The 14,934-nt window shown below is 69.6% G+C and carries 13 protein-coding genes; 8 read left to right on the forward strand and 5 right to left on the reverse strand.

Annotation, left to right across the window (positions count from 1 at the left end; all coding sequences use genetic code 11):
- Positions 1–594 precede the first annotated feature (594 nt).
- From araB to araA, 3 genes are all read left to right on the forward strand, one after another.
- A complete protein-coding gene (gene araB / locus ASG53_RS17490) occupies positions 595–2,373 on the forward strand; it encodes a ribulokinase (RefSeq protein WP_056136514.1) in 1,779 nt (592 codons plus the stop codon).
- On the forward strand, positions 2,370–3,071 hold the full coding sequence (locus ASG53_RS17495; protein ID WP_056136516.1) for an L-ribulose-5-phosphate 4-epimerase: 702 nt from the start codon (positions 2,370–2,372) through the stop codon (positions 3,069–3,071). Before araB ends, ASG53_RS17495 begins: the two co-directional genes overlap by 4 nt.
- Positions 3,072–3,164: 93 nt before the next feature.
- Positions 3,165–4,673, forward strand: coding sequence for an L-arabinose isomerase (gene araA / locus ASG53_RS17500; RefSeq protein ID WP_056136518.1), 1,509 nt, complete (start codon positions 3,165–3,167; stop codon positions 4,671–4,673).
- A 775-nt stretch (positions 4,674–5,448) separates the two neighbouring features.
- Here araA and ASG53_RS17505 read toward each other — a convergent pair.
- Positions 5,449–6,147, reverse strand: a complete 699-nt coding sequence (locus tag ASG53_RS17505) for a potassium channel family protein (protein WP_056136520.1) — start codon at positions 6,145–6,147, stop codon at positions 5,449–5,451.
- The gene (locus tag ASG53_RS17510; RefSeq protein ID WP_056136522.1) at positions 6,140–7,516 is read right to left on the reverse strand and encodes a TrkH family potassium uptake protein; all 1,377 of its coding nucleotides are present in this window, start codon (positions 7,514–7,516) and stop codon (positions 6,140–6,142) included. Before ASG53_RS17510 ends, ASG53_RS17505 begins: the two co-directional genes overlap by 8 nt.
- An 87-nt stretch (positions 7,517–7,603) precedes the next feature.
- Between ASG53_RS17510 and ASG53_RS17515 the strand changes: the two genes are divergently transcribed.
- From ASG53_RS17515 to ASG53_RS17530, 5 genes are all read left to right on the forward strand, one after another.
- A complete protein-coding gene (locus ASG53_RS17515; protein ID WP_056136523.1) occupies positions 7,604–8,815 on the forward strand; it encodes an acetoin utilization protein AcuC in 1,212 nt (403 codons plus the stop codon).
- A gap of 216 nt (positions 8,816–9,031) precedes the next feature.
- Positions 9,032–9,238: a helix-turn-helix domain-containing protein gene (locus ASG53_RS17520; protein WP_056136525.1), complete on the forward strand. Its 207-nt coding sequence runs from the start codon at positions 9,032–9,034 to the stop codon at positions 9,236–9,238.
- 190 nt (positions 9,239–9,428) lie between these two features.
- Positions 9,429–9,527, forward strand: a complete 99-nt coding sequence (locus tag ASG53_RS19655) for a 30S ribosomal protein bS22 (RefSeq protein ID WP_003792170.1) — start codon at positions 9,429–9,431, stop codon at positions 9,525–9,527.
- A gap of 99 nt (positions 9,528–9,626) precedes the next feature.
- Entirely contained in the window at positions 9,627–10,673 is a 1,047-nt protein-coding gene (locus ASG53_RS17525; RefSeq protein ID WP_056137069.1) for a LacI family DNA-binding transcriptional regulator, read from the forward strand.
- A 142-nt stretch (positions 10,674–10,815) separates the two neighbouring features.
- Positions 10,816–11,412, forward strand: coding sequence for a dienelactone hydrolase family protein (locus tag ASG53_RS17530; protein ID WP_056137071.1), 597 nt, complete (start codon positions 10,816–10,818; stop codon positions 11,410–11,412).
- 136 nt (positions 11,413–11,548) lie between these two features.
- Here ASG53_RS17530 and ASG53_RS17535 read toward each other — a convergent pair whose 3' ends face one another.
- The 3 genes from ASG53_RS17535 to ASG53_RS17545 are packed head-to-tail and all read right to left on the reverse strand — an operon-like array spanning position 11,549 to position 14,812.
- On the reverse strand, positions 11,549–12,442 hold the full coding sequence (locus ASG53_RS17535; RefSeq protein WP_056136527.1) for a carbohydrate ABC transporter permease: 894 nt from the start codon (positions 12,440–12,442) through the stop codon (positions 11,549–11,551).
- A complete protein-coding gene (locus ASG53_RS17540; protein ID WP_082544184.1) occupies positions 12,439–13,395 on the reverse strand; it encodes a carbohydrate ABC transporter permease in 957 nt (318 codons plus the stop codon). Before ASG53_RS17540 ends, ASG53_RS17535 begins: the two co-directional genes overlap by 4 nt.
- 28 nt (positions 13,396–13,423) lie before the next feature.
- Positions 13,424–14,812, reverse strand: coding sequence for an extracellular solute-binding protein (locus ASG53_RS17545; RefSeq protein WP_082544185.1), 1,389 nt, complete (start codon positions 14,810–14,812; stop codon positions 13,424–13,426).
- Positions 14,813–14,934 lie beyond the last annotated feature (122 nt).

The following is a 14,934-nucleotide window of genomic DNA, read 5'->3' on the forward strand; positions in this document are numbered from 1 at the left end:
AGCCCCTCTGCGCCGATGGTACTGCACGGGAGACTGTGTGGGAGAGTAGGTCGCCGCCGGACAACCATTCAACAAGAGCCCACCCCTTTACGGGGGTGGGCTCTTGTCGTACCCGGATACTCTGAGCTTCGAGCGTGACGTTTCTCGCATCAACATCAACATCGATCGCGTGACTGCGTGACTGCGTGACTGCGTGACTGCGTGACTGCGTGACTGCGTGACTGCGTGACTGCGTGACTGCGTGACTGCGTGACCGCGTTGTGCCGCGATGCCGTGACCGCGAAACTCCCTGACGCTGCGATGCCGAGACCACGCGACGCCGTGTCCCCGTGACCCCCTGGCCCCGCGGCCGGATGTCGGGCCCGGTCGACCGCGAGATCCACAGACGGTCGAACCGGTCATCCGCGCTCTTGCGCAGCACCGATTGTGAACGTTAACATGGCTGAGTCGAGGGGGTCAGGTCCGATACCCGGTCTCGTCGACGCGGAGGCGGGCGGGAGCCCGTGCGCTCCGTCCCCTGTCTCCCGACGTCGGGTGGCTCGTCCGGTCGTGGTCGATGTCGTCCAGCCGTCTTCACAAGCAACGAGGCTTCGAATGACTGACTCGCAGCGCGCCCTGGTCGTGGGCGTGGACTACGGAACTCTCTCTGGCCGTGCTGTCGTCGTGCGCGTGCACGACGGAGCCGAGCTGGGCACCGGGGTGCACGAGTACCCGCACGCGGTGATGGACCGCCAGCTCACCACGGGCCCTGCCTGGGAGGCCGGCACACCCGTCTCTCTCGCACCCGACTGGGCGCTGCAGGTCCCTCAGGACTACGTCGACGTCCTCAAGGTCGCCGTCCCTGCTGCCATCGCGCAGGCTCAGGCGGACCACGGGATCGACGTCGCCGACATCATCGGCATCGGCACAGACTTCACTGCCTGCACCATGGTCCCCACGACCGCCGACGGCACGCCGCTCTGCGAGCTCGACGGGCTCGGCGACCGTCCCCACGCCTATGTGAAGCTGTGGCGTCACCACGCCGCGCAGGGCCAGGCGGACCGTATCAACGAGCTCGCGCACAGCCGCGGCGAGTCCTGGATCTCGCGCTATGGCGGACTCATCTCCTCCGAGTGGGAGTTCGCCAAGGGTCTCGAGATCCTCGAGGAGGACCGCGAGGTCTACGACCGCATGGACCACTGGGTCGAGGCTGCTGACTGGATCGTGTGGCAGCTCAGCGGGGACTACGTCCGCAACGCCTGCACAGCCGGGTACAAGGGCATCTACCAGGACGGTCAGTACCCCTCCGAGGAGTTCCTCTCGGCACTCAACCCCGACTTCGGCTCCTTCGTCTCCGACAAGGTCGAGCACACCATCGGACAGCTCGGAGCCGCGGCAGGTCGTCTCTCCGCCGAGGCGGCCGGCTGGACCGGTCTGCCCGAGGGCATCGCGGTCGCTGTCGGCAACGTCGACGCCCACGTCACGGCCCCGGCAGCCAACGCCGTCGAGCCGGGTCAGATGACCGCGATCATGGGGACGTCCACCTGCCACGTGATGAACGGCGAAGAGCTGCACTCGGTCCCCGGCATGTGCGGGGTCGTCGAGGGTGGGATCGTCGACGGGCTCTGGGGCTACGAAGCGGGTCAGTCCGGTGTCGGCGACATCTTCGGCTGGTTCGTCAAGAGCGCCGTGCCGCCGGCCTACGTCGAGGCCGCTGCTGCAGCCGGTCGCTCGGTCCACGAGCACCTCACCGAGCTCGCCCGCCCGCAGCAGATCGGCGATCACGGCCTGATCGCCCTCGACTGGCACTCGGGCAACCGTTCTGTCCTCGTCGACCACGAGCTCTCGGGAGTGGTCGTCGGCCAGACGCTCGCGACCACCCCGGAGGACACCTACCGTGCGCTCCTCGAGGCGACAGCCTTCGGCACCCGGACGATCGTCGAGGCCTTCCAGGGCTCGGGCGTCCCCGTGACCGAGCTCGTCGTGGCCGGTGGGCTGCTGAAGAACACGCTGCTCATGCAGATCTACGCTGACGTCACGCGCCTGCCGCTGTCGACGATCGCCTCGGACCAGGGACCCGCGCTCGGCTCGGCCATCCACGCAGCCGTCGCTGCCGGTGCCTACCCCGACGTCCGTGCCGCGGCCCAGGTGATGGGCAAGCGCACAGTCGCCGCGTACCTGCCGATCGAGGAGAACGCCGTCCGCTACGACGCGCTCTTCGCCGAGTACACGGCCCTCCACGACTACTTCGGCCGTGGGGCCAACGAGGTCATGCACCGTCTCAAGGACATCCGCCGTGCCGCCAAGAGCGCCCCGGCCTCGGCCGCGCAGACCGGCTCGGCGCACGACGGCGCCGAGCAGACCAGCAGCAAGACCGCCGGGGCCGACGCGTGAGCGCCGCCCAGGCTCCTGGCCTCGCAGGATATTCCGACGAGGTCCGCGAGGAGGTGGCCCGTGTCCGTGAGGTCGTCGCGCGCCTGCACGCCGAGCTCCCGCGCTGGGAGCTGGTCGTGTGGACCGCGGGAAACGTCTCGCAGAGGCTCACCACGGCCGACCTCTTCGTCATCAAGCCGTCGGGGGTGACCTACGACGAGCTCACCCCGGAGTCGATGGTGGTCTGCACCCTCGACGGCGAGCTCGTCGACGGGACGCGGTCGCCGTCGTCGGACACCGCGGCCCACGCCTACGTGTACAGGCACATGCCGCAGGTCGGGGGCGTGGTGCACACCCACTCGACCTACGCGACCGCCTGGGCGGCCCGCGGTGAGGCCGTCCCCTGCGTCCTGACGATGATGGCCGACGAGTTCGGCGGTGAGGTCCCGGTCGGTCCCTTCGCCCTCATCGGCGACGACTCGATCGGCCAGGGGATCGTCGAGACGCTCTCCGGCAGCCGGTCCCCGGCGGTCCTCATGCGCAACCATGGGCCCTTCACGATCGGTGCCGACGCGAAGGCTGCGGTCAAGGCCGCCGTCATGGTCGAAGAGGTCGCCCGCACGGTGCACATCTCGCGGCAGCTCGGCGAGCCCACCCGCATCCCGCAGGAGCAGATCGACTCGCTCTACGACAGGTACCAGAACGTCTACGGACGCTGACCTGCCCCGAGCGCACAGCACGTGACACCACCCATGACAGCGGCCCCGTGCCGCGTCGCCTACCGGCACACCCAGCCGGAGTGAGGACACACCATGAAGAACCCGTTCGAGGGCAAAGAGATCTGGTTCCTGACCGGGTCTCAGGGGCTCTACGGAGAAGAGACCCTCCAGCAGGTCGCCGAGCAGTCGCAGGCGATCGCCGCGGCCATCGACGAAGCCGGCGAGGTGCCGATCCGCGTCGTGTGGAAGCCCGTGCTCAAGGACTCCGAGTCGATCAAGCGGACGGCCCTCGAGGCCAACGCCGACCCGGCGTGCATCGGCCTCGTCGCCTGGATGCACACCTTCTCGCCCGCCAAGATGTGGATCCGCGGTCTCGACGCCCTCGACACCCCGCTGCTGCACCTGCACACGCAGGCCAACGTCGAGCTGCCCTGGGCAGACATCGACATGGACTTCATGAACCTCAACCAGGCCGCGCACGGCGACCGTGAGTTCGGGTACATCCAGACGCGCATGGGCGTCCCGCGCAAGACCGTTGTCGGGCACGTCTCCAACCCGGCCGTGATCGCGAAGATCGCCACCTGGTCGCGTGCCGCTGCCGGCTTCGACGCCGTCCGCAACCTGCGCCTCGCCCGCTTCGGGGACAACATGCGCAACGTGGCCGTCACCGAGGGCGACAAGACCGAGGCTGAGATCAGCCTCGGCGTCTCGGTCAACACCTGGGGCGTCAACGACCTCGTCGAGGCTGTCGACGCCGTCGAGGACTCGGTGATCGACGCCCTGGTCGCCGAGTACGAAGAGCTCTACGACGTCGCCCCCGAGCTCCGTGCAGGCGGCGCGCAGCACGACGCGCTGCGCTACGGCGCGCGCCAGGAGGCCGGGCTGCGGTCCTTCCTCGAGGCGGGCGACTTCGGTGCCTTCACGACAAACTTCGAAGACCTCGGCGCGCTGCGCCAGCTCCCTGGGCTCGCCGTCCAGCGCCTCATGGCCGAGGGCTACGGCTTCGGTGCCGAGGGCGACTGGAAGACCGCGCTCCTCGTGCGCGCCGCGAAGGTCATGGGCTACGGCCTCCCGGGTGGGGCGTCCCTCATGGAGGACTACACCTACGACCTGACCCCCGGTGACGAGAAGATCCTCGGGGCGCACATGCTCGAGGTCTGCCCCTCGCTCACCACCTCCAAGCCCTCGCTCGAGGTGCACCCGCTCGGCATCGGCGGCAAGGAGGACCCGGTCCGCCTGGTCTTCGACACCGACCCTGGGCCTGCCGTGGTGGTCGCGATGTCGGACATGCGCGAGCGTTTCCGCCTCACCGTCAACGTGGTCGACGTCGTCGAGCCCGGCCACGAGCTGCCGAACCTGCCCGTCGCCCGCGCCGTGTGGAAGCCGCAGCCGAGCTTCGCGGTCTCAGCGGAGGCCTGGCTGATCGCCGGCGCCGCGCACCACACCGTGATGAGCACGGCTGTGGGCCTCGAGGCCTTCCAGGACTTCTCCGACATGGCGCGGACCGAGCTCGCGACCATCGACGAGACGACCACGTCGCGCGGCTTCGCCCAGGAGCTCCGCTGGAACCAGGCGTACTACAGGCTCGCGCAGGGCTTCTGACCCCCTGACCAGCACCTGAGCCCAGGGGCGGTCCACAGCCACCGCGCTGCACGGACCGCCCCCGGGCTCTAGGATCGAACCGTCACAGACTCTCGGGACGTCTTGCGTCCCGAGCTCAGACCCGCCGTCGTCCTCGACGAGCGCCGCAGGGGGCGCAGACCGAGGGCGACGGCGGTCTTGTCGTCTCTGGGACCTGTGCACCCAGTCGGCGCTCCCCGTCTGTGCCCGACGCTGGCCGGACGATGCCCCGTCGACGCCACTGAGCGTCGCGGCGTCGTCGTCAGCTTGCCGCAGCTCCGTCGGGAGACCGGCGCGAGTGGCTCAGCCGTCCCGGCGGCCTAGGTGGTCCCCGGCCTGGGGCGCACGCCCACAGCTGCACGGAGAGCACCCCGCACCGTCACGGCGACGTTCCGCCGAAGGCGCGTGCTCCGGCTCAGCAGGCCCCGTCCAGGGGCGTGACGGGGGCTCTGCGGGCCTGTAGGCCCCCAGGCGGGACATCCATCCCGTGCGGCCCTCGGCGGCTGCGACGGCCTCGCGCACGGGCAGGCTCAGGACGGACCTCGTACTCAGGTCCGGGGTGAACCGCAGGCGCGACGGCAACGGGGGTAGTCGGTCGAGCATCGGGGTCGGCATCTCCTCGAGGGGTGCGGGCGCAGGGCTCCGCAACAATGCCTCGAGCGTGCCAGTGCTGGCTGCGAAGAAGCAGGGAGATAGGTGGTGGAGCCAAGGATCTGCCGTGCAGAACATGTGGTGCTGAGTGGTGGTCTCCCACCGGTCAGGGGCGCGCTGCGAATCTCTCGAGGAGATCAGAGTGGCCCGAGACCACGAGCAGGTCTGTGGCGGCGATCCGGGTCTGCGGCTCGGCGTAGACGAACTCCTGCCCGGGCGACTTCACGCCGATGATCGTCACGCCGTACCGTTCGCGGACCTTCGACTGCGCGATCGTGAAGCCCTGCGTCTCACGCGGGGGACGCATCTTGACGATCGTGAACCCGTCTTCGACCTCGATGTAGTCGAGCAGCTTGCCTGACACGAGGTGCGCGACCCGGTTGCCCGCGTCGGCCTCGGGGAAGACGACGTGGTGCGCCCCGATGCGCTGGAGGATGCGCCCGTGCTCGGCCGAGATCGCCTTCGCCCAGATCTGCGCGGTCCCCAGGTCGACGAGGTTGCCCGTGATGAGCACGCTCGCCTCGAGGGAGGTGCCGACCCCGACGACCGCGACCGAGAAGTCGCGCGCGCCGAGCTGCTCGAGAGCCTCGGGGCTCGTCGCGTCCGCCTCGACGATCGGCAGGCGGTCCGAGAAGTGGGCGACGAGCTGAGGAGACCTCTCGACGGCGAGCACGTCCTGCCCCAGCCTGTCGAGGGTCATGGCCATCGCGGAGCCGAAGCGGCCGAGGCCGACGACGAGGACGCCGGCGTCGGACTTCGACGCCTTCGCGGCGCGGTCCACGCGTCCGGCAGTGCTGTCAACCAATGATCGGCCTCTCCTCGGGCAGCCGGATGACCCGGCGGCGGTCGCGCAGCGCAAGAGCTGCAGCAAAGGTCATGGTGCCGGTACGGCCGATGAACATCAAGGCGACGAGCACGTACTTCCCGGCCTCGGGGAGCTCGTGCGTCACGCCTGTCGTCAGACCGACCGTCGCGAAGGCGGAGATCACCTCGAACAAGACCACGTCGAGCGACCAGCCGGTGATCTCGAGGAGCAGCAGCGACGACACGAGCACAGCGGTCGCGCCGACGAACACCACGGCGACGGCGAGCCGCAGGGTCTCGCGCGGGATGCGCCGGCCGAAGGCCTCGACGTCACGGTCGCCGCGCGCCTCGGCGACGATCGCGATCATCATCACGGCGAGGGTCGTCACCTTGATGCCACCCGCGGTCGAGGCCGAACCGCCTCCGACGAACATGAGGGAGTCGGTGACGAGCCAGCTGGCCTCGTGCATCTGCCCGATGTCGACCGTCGAGAAGCCCGCGGACCGCGGCATGACCCCCATGAAGAGGCCCGACAGCAGCTTCTCGCCGACGGGCATGCGACCGAAGGTCCCGGGGTTCGTCCACTCGAGCAGGACGAACATGAGGGACCCGGCGACCACGAGCAGCCCCGAGGTGACGACGGTGAGCTTGGCGTGCAGGCTCCACCTGCGGAACTGACGGCGGTTCCGGGCGACGTTGAGGATCACCGGGAACCCGAGCGCTCCGATGAACGCACCGACGATGATCGGCAGGAGCAGCAGCCAGTCGCCCGAGTGCGGGGTCAGGCCCTCCTCGGTCGGGATGAACCCGGCGTTGTTGAAGACCGACACCGCGTAGAAGATGCCGTGCCACACGGCCTCGCCGACGGTCTCGCGCAGCACGATGAAGCGCGGCACCAGCAGGAGTGCGAGCGCCACCTCGATCGTGGTCGAGGTGATGATGACGACGCGGATCAGCGACCCGACCTCGCCGAGCCTGGTGGTCTTGGTCTCGGAGGCCGTGAGCAGCTTCTGCGTGAGCCCGATGCGGCGCGAGACGGCCATGCCGAGCAGCGAGGCCAGCGTCATGACGCCGAGCCCGCCGACCTTGATGGCCACGAGGATGACGGCCTGCCCGAAGGTCGACCAGTACGTCCCCGTGGGGACCGTCACGAGGCCCGTCACGCACACCGCAGAGGTGGCTGTGAAGAGGGCGTCGACGAAGGGGGCGCGGACCCCGGAGGTCGTCGCGAAGGGCGTCGACAGGAGCCCTGTGAAGACGGCGATGACCGCGGCGAACACCGTGAGGGCGAGGCGGGCGGGGGACTGGCGGGCCATGCGGTCGACCAGCTCGCGGCCTGCCCAGAGGCGTCCCGAGAACCCGGATGCCATGACTGCTCCCTGCGTCGAGATAGACACGTACCACCGAACTGTGCCACGAGAAGGGCCCGAGCGAGGGTGGGCGCGCTACCGTGGACCATGCCCTTCAGCCCGGACCGCGCGGACAGCCCGGACACGACGGACGTCGCGTGGAGCCCAGAGCTCGCGCTGCACGACTTCGGCCCTGGACACCCCATGTCCCCCCTGCGCCTCGACCTCACCCTGCGCCTGGCGCGCGAGCTCGGGCTGATCGATCCCGACGACGTGCGCCTGGTCGACGCGGGGATCGCGTCGGACGCCCTCCTGTCGACGGTGCACGACCCCGCCTACGTCGCAGCCGTGCACGCTGCGGGCCGCGGGGTCGAGGACGAGAGCCGTGGTCTGGGCACCGAGGACGACCCGATCTTCCCGGGGATGGACGACTCGGCCGCGCGGATCGTCGCCGGGACCGTCGCCGTTGCGCTGTCGGTGTGGCGCGGCCAGACGCGCCACGGGGTCAGCATCGCCGGTGGCATGCACCACGCGATGCCGGGCGCAGCCTCGGGGTTCTGCGTCTACAACGACGCCGCGGTCGCGATCCAGGCCCTGCTCGACGACGGCGCCGAGCGGGTCGCGTACGTCGACCTCGACGCGCACCACGGAGACGGTGTCGAGGCAGCGTTCTGGGACGACAGCCGGGTGCTGACGGTCTCGGTGCACCAGAGCGGCGCCACGCTGTTCCCCGGCACCGGTCACGCGACGGACACCGGGGGTCACGGCGCGCCCGGGGGAGCTGTGAACGTCGCGCTCCCGCCGCGGACGAGCGGGTCGCAGTGGCTGCGCGCGGTCGACGCCGTGGTCCCCGAGGCCCTGCGGGCCTTCAGGCCCGAGGTGATCGTCTCCCAGCACGGCTGCGACGCCCACGGGCACGACGCGCTGAGCGACCTCGACGTGGCCGTCGACGCGCAGCGCCAGGCGGCCTCCTGGGTGCACGACCTCGCGCACGAGCTGAGCGACGGCCGCTGGGTCGCTCTCGGCGGGGGCGGGTACGCGATCGTCGAGGTGGTCCCGGTCGCGTGGTGCCACGTCCTCGCGATCGCCCAGCACCGCCCCGTGCCGCCGAGCACCCCGGTCCCCGCCGCCTGGCGGACGCACGTCGAGGACGTGCTCGGCCACAGCGCCCCGGAGGTCATGTGCGACCGGGAGGGCGAGGTCGGCTTCAGCCCGTGGGCGCAGGGCTACGACCCCGAGCAGGAGGTCGACAGGGCCATCCGCGCGACCCGTCAGGCCACCTTCCCGCTGCTTGGTCTCGACGTCAGCCTGGACGTCTGAGGAGCAACACGACAAAAGCGGCGCGGGGGCAGAGTTTCCACCTTTCCTCCGCGCCTCCCAGCCTCTAAGGTGTGGCCAGGGCGAACGTCACGTGAGCCTCAGGTGTCACACGGGCCACACGTCAGACGTCGTGGGCCGAGGACGACCACCCTGACGTGCCGCCTCCAGCGGCACACCGCACGGCCCCTCGAGGGTCGCGACACGAAGGTTCACACGATGAGCTCTGAAGCACCGCGCGTTCAGTTCCTGACCGTCGCCGAGGTGGCCGACGCGATGCGGGTGTCGAAGATGACCGTCTACCGCCTCGTGCACTCGGGCGAGCTGCCCGCCGTGCGCGTCGGAAAGTCGTTCCGGGTGCCGCAGGACGCCCTCACGACCTACCTGTCGACCTCGGTGATCGAGGGCGACCAGCTGTCCTCCTGACCGCTGCTGCGCTGTGGTCAGACCACCGCGTCGCGTCGAGCCTCCCGAAGAAGGTAGGCTAGTGCAGGACTTTCCCGAGCGTGGGCGTCGCATGTACCTCTCCTAGTCTTCCGGCCAGCGGCCGGGCAGAGGCTCTGAGCGGTTCTACGGCGTGCTGCGCGAGCAGACCCGATCAACATTGCGAGGACCCATGGGCTCCGTCATCAAGAAGCGCCGCAAGCGTATGGCCAAGAAGAAGCACCGCAAGCTGCTTCGCAAGACGCGCCACCAGCGTCGTAACAAGAAGTAGTCTCGTCCGGGCCCGGTTTCGACCGGGCCCGAGTCGTTCCCGGAGGTAGGCGCTGCCGCCGCACCTGACCGGGGTGGAGAAGGGGCTGTGGTCCAGCGGATGTCAACGACGATGCACGACGTCGCCCAGCGCGCGGGCGTGTCGATCAAGACCGTGTCCAACGTCGTCAACGGGTACCCGTACATCCGCGACACGACGCGCGACAGGGTGCTCGCGGCCATCAAAGAGCTCGACTACCAGATGAACGTCTCGGCGCGGAACCTGCGCTCGGGGCGCACGGGCATGATCTGCCTGGCGGTCCCCGAGCTCAGCCTCCCGTACTTCGCCGAGCTCGCCGACTCCGTCATCCGGGCCGCCGAGGCCGTGGGCCTCACGGTGCTCATCGAGCAGACCGGCGCGGTCCGTGAGCGCGAGCTCGAGCTGCTGTCCGGCAAGCGCAAGCACCTCACCGACGGGGTGATCTTCTCCCCGCTCGACCTCGGGCCCGAAGACCGCGCGGCCTTCGACGTGGACTTCCCGATGGTCCTGCTCGGCGAGCGCATGTTCGGCTCCGGCCACGACCACGTGACGATGCACAACGTCGAGGCGGCGCGTGCCGCGACGGCGCACCTGATCAGCCAGGGGCGTCGCAGGATCGCGATGATCGGGGCGCACCTCGGCGAGCAGGTCGGCACGGCCGCCCTCCGCACGCAGGGGTACCTCCAGGCCCTCGAGGACGCCGGGATCGCCCCCGACCCTGCGCTCATCGGCGAGGCTGGTCTGTGGCACCGAGCCGACGGCGCCGAGGCGATGCACAGGCTGCTCGACTCGGGCACGGAGATCGACGCCGTCTTCGGCCTCAACGACGCCCTCGCGCTCGGCGCGATGCACGCGCTGCACGTGCGCCGGGTCTCGGTCCCCGACGAGGTCGCCGTGATCGGCTTCGACGACATCGACGAGGCCCGCTATGCCTCGCCGCCGATGTCGTCGGTCTCGCCGGGCCGCGAGGAGATCGCCACGACGGCGGTCCAGCTGCTCCAGGCCCGGATCGCCGCACGCGGCGAGGGGTGGACGCCGACGTCGGTGGTCGCGGGCTTCGAGATCGTCGTGCGCGAGTCGACGGGTCGCGCGGGCGCAGGCTCGGACCTGCGAGCCCGGACGCTCTGACGCGCCTGACCTCCCCAGGGCGTAGGGGACCGTGCGTCGCCGGAGCACCTCCTCTGGACTGTCGGGCCTGCGGCGGGGAGAGTGGGCTGGACGCGTGGACGACGACCGTCCGCGGACCCTGCCGACCGAGACGAGGAGCGTCATGGCTGACGTGCTGCTGTTCCACCACGCGCTGGGGCTGACCCCCGGTGTCGAGACCTTCGCGGAGCTGCTCCGCGCCGCAGGGCACGACGTGCGGACCCCCGACCTGTTCGAGGGCAGGCTCTTCGACGACATCGACGCGGGTGTCGCCCACGCCTCGGAGATCGGCTTCGGCACGATCATGCGACGCGGCGCTGAGGCCGCCGAGGGCACACCACCCGGCGCCGTCTACATCGGCTTCTCGCTCGGGGTGGTGTCGGCCCAGCGGCTCGCGCAGACGACCCCGGGGGCGGGTGGCGCCGTGCTGGTGAGTGCGTGCCTGCCGGTGAGCGAGTTCGGCGAGGAGTGGCCCGAGGGTGTGCCCGTCAGGGTGGTCGCGACCGAGGCAGACCCCTTCTTCGTCGACGAGGGCGACATCGACGCAGCCCGTCAGCTCGTCGACGCGAGCCCGGACGCCGAGCTCGTGCTGCTGCCGGGTAGCGCCCACCTGTTCGCGGACCCCGGGCACGAGTCCTACGACGCCGAGGCTGCCGGGGTGCTCACCGACCACGTCCTCGCGCTGCTGGCCCAGGTGGACGCCGCCGCCGGGCGCGGCTGACCTGCAGCAGCACCGCTGCGCAGCACGTCGGTGGCGCCGGCACGTCGGTGGCAGCAGACGCTGACACAGCGCGGCGGCCGTGCCAGCACCTGGGTGCTGGCACGGCCGCCGTCAGTCTGCGGTGCTGATCGGGTCTCTACTGGCCGGCGATCCCGGTCGTCGAGATGCCCTTGATGATCTGTCGCTGGAAGAACAAGAACGCGACGATCAGCGGCAGCGCCGCGAGCACGGCCTGCGCCATGTTCTGCGCGTACTGGATGCCGTAGGCGCTCACGACGGTCTGCAGGCCGACAGGGAGCGTCATGAGGTCCGAGTCGTTGATGACGATGAACGGCCACAAGAAGTTGTTCCACGCGCCGATGAACACGAAGATCGACACCGCCGCGAGGATCGGGCGGGACAGCGGCACGATGATCTGCCGCAGGATGCGCAACCGGCTCGCGCCGTCGACGAGCGCGGCCTCTTCGAGCTCGCGCGGGATCTGGTCGAAGAACTTCTTGAGGATGAACACCATCGGTGCCGCGACGATCTGCGGCAGGATCACGCCCCAGTACGTGTCGACGAGGTCGAAGTCGAGCATCTGCTGGAACAGCGGGACGATGAGGATCTGCCCGGGGACCATGATCGAGCCGATGATCACGGCGAGCGCGATCTTCTTGCCCTTGAAGTCGAGCCTGGAGAGCGCGTACCCGGCCAGGGCGCTGATGACCAGGGTGATGAGCGTGACGGCCGTCGCCGTGATGAGGCTGTTGAGGGCCCACCGCGGCACCTGGCTGGACGAGAGCACCCGGGCGTAGGCGTCGAGGGTGAACCCGCTCTCGGGGACGATGGTGATCGGTGCGGCAGCGGCCTCGGACTCGGTCTTGAGGGAGGTCATCACGGCCCACAGGACGGGCACGAGCCAGCCGAAGGCCAGCACGGCGATGACGACGTAGGAGACGATCCTGCCGGCGCGCGGCCTGCGCCGCGGCTTCTTGGTGGCGCCGCGCACAGGGGCGACAGGTGTGCGTTCGAGAGTCTGAGCAGTCACGACCGTGCTCCTCTGCGGTTGATGACGACGATGTTGACCACGGACACGACGACGATGAGGAAGAAGAAGATGTACGAGATCGCCGAGGCGTAGCCGAGGCGGTACCCGGTGAAGCCGACCTCGTAGACGTACTGGAGGATGGGCCGGGTCGCGCCGCCGGGGCCACCGCCGGTCATCTGGTAGATCTGGTCGAAGACCTTGAGCGAGGCGAGGAGCTGGAGGATCGACACGAGGACCGTGGTCGGGCCGAGCTGCGGCAGGGTGATCGAGAAGAACTGGCGCGTGGTGCTCGCGCCGTCGAGGGCTGCGGCCTCGTACTGGTGGTCAGGGACGTTCTGGAGCGCCGACAGGTAGAGCAAGAAGTTGAAGCCGACGGTCCACCAGACCGTCGTGACGACGACGGACATCATGGCCGTCGAGGGGTCCTGGAGCCAGGCCTTGGGCTCGATGCCGACCCAGCCGAGGACCTCGTTGACGAGGCCGAGCTGGGGGTTGTACATCCACAGCCAGAACTGCGAGACGACTGTCGAGGCGAGCAGGAACGGCATGAAGAACGAGAGCCGCCAGACCCACTGGCCCTTGAGGTTCATGTTGACCAGGGTCGCGAGCAGGAGGGCCACGACGACGAGCGGGATGGTGCTCAGGACCGTGAACACGACGGTGTTCCACAGCGACTTCCACATCTCGGAGTCGCCGAAGGCCTCGGAGTAGTTGGCCAGGCCGACGAGCTCGGAGCCCGCGCCGGTGAGGCTGCGGGCCGTGAAGCTCATGTAGAAGCCGGAGATCGTCGGCCAGACGAGGAACAGCACGAAGGCGATCGCGAACGGCGCCATGTACATCCAGCCGCGGATGGTGTCCGAGCGTCGGCGTGCGCTCAGCGAGCGCGACGCGGCGGCTGTCGCCGCGGGGGTGGGGGGCGCGTCTGTGCGCCCCTTCAGGTCAGGTGTGGTCATGATGAGACTTCCTCGTCCCTCTCGTCGGTCAGACCGGGCTCGGCCGGGACATCAGCGTGTTGATGCGGTCCACGAAGGCGTCGAGCCCGTCGGCGGGCTTCACGCTCCCCATGTAGACGCTCTGCATGGCGTCCCCGAAGTGGCGGTGCAGGTCGGACCCCGACCCGCTGAACCAGGCCTCCGGGTCGTAGACGACGTAGTCGACGGCGTCGGCGTAGTCGCGCTGGGGGACGAGCTCCTGGTACGCCGGCGACTCGAGCACAGGGGTGTACGCGGGGATGTGACCGGCCTCGGCCCACTGGAGCGAGGACTTGAGGAGGTCGGCGACGAACTCGTGCGACTTCTCGCGCTTCCACGCGTCGGGCGAGCTCTGGTGCGGCAGGACGAAGGAGTGCGAGTCGCAGAAGGCGACAGGGTTGTCGAAGACCGTGGGGATCACCTGCATGCCCAGGTCGATGTCGTTCTCCTTGAAGGTGCCGATCTCCCACACGCCACCGAGGAACATCCCGGTCCGGCCTGTGGCGAACTCGGAGATCGCGGTGCCGCCGTCGTTGCTGCTCGAGGCGACCTCGTCGTCGAGGAGCGAGACGATCCACTCGAGCGACGTCATCGCGGCGTCGCGGTCGTACTGGACCGTTCCGCCCTCGGGGAAGGACATCTCGGCGCCGGTCTGCTTGTACCAGGTGTAGAACATGCGCCACATGTTCGACGGGTCGTTGAGGAAGCCGTACGCCAGCCCGTGGCCACCGGTCACCTCGGCCATCGCGAGCGCGACGTCGCGGAAGCCCTCGGGGGAGTCGGCGCCGGTGATGAGACCGCCCGCGTCGAGGACTCCGGCGGTGCTCGCGGCCGTCTTGTCGTAGTAGAGGACGAAGGGGTGGGTGTCCATCGCGACCGAGAGGACGCGGTCGCCGTTGAGACCCTTCTTCCACACGAGCTCGGGGACGGTCTCAGCCGAGACACCGAGGTCGGCGAGGAGGTCGGCGTCCCAGGCGTCGAGCAGACCGCCGGGTGCGTACCCGGGGACCCGGGCGCTGTGCATCACGGCGATGTCCGGGGCGCGGCCACCGGCCGAGGCCATCGCGAGCTTGGTGTAGTACGGGGAGCCCCAGCCGAGGATCGTCTGACGGACCTTCACGTCGGTGTTCGCCGCGGTGAACTCGTCGATCATGGTCGTGAGGGTCCGGCCGTCGCTGCCTGTCAGCAGGTGCCAGAAGCTCAGCTGTTCTTGCGGGCGGGCGACGGCTCCGCAGCCGCCGAGGGCCATGAGCGCCGTGCCCCCGGCGAGGAAGGCCCCGCCGCGCAGGAAGGAGCGTCGGGAGAAGCCGTCGGCCTCGCTCGCGGTTCCTCGTCCGGACCGGAACCTGCTGGGCGGTGTGCCCGGGCTCCGTCGGTCTGGGATCGCCCAGTCGTTCATAGCCACTCCTTCGTTGCTACGTTCTCGCGCGGCACCGGTGCCGTGCGCTGCTCGGTCGCTTCTTCTCCGGCGGGCGGCGCCGGTGCTGCTCGTGCTGCCGTCCGGAGGCCACGGGACCTCCG

Origin of the sequence: Sanguibacter sp. Leaf3, from assembly GCF_001425965.1 — a bacterium.
Classification (GTDB): Bacteria; Actinomycetota; Actinomycetes; order Actinomycetales; family Cellulomonadaceae; genus Sanguibacter; species Sanguibacter inulinus.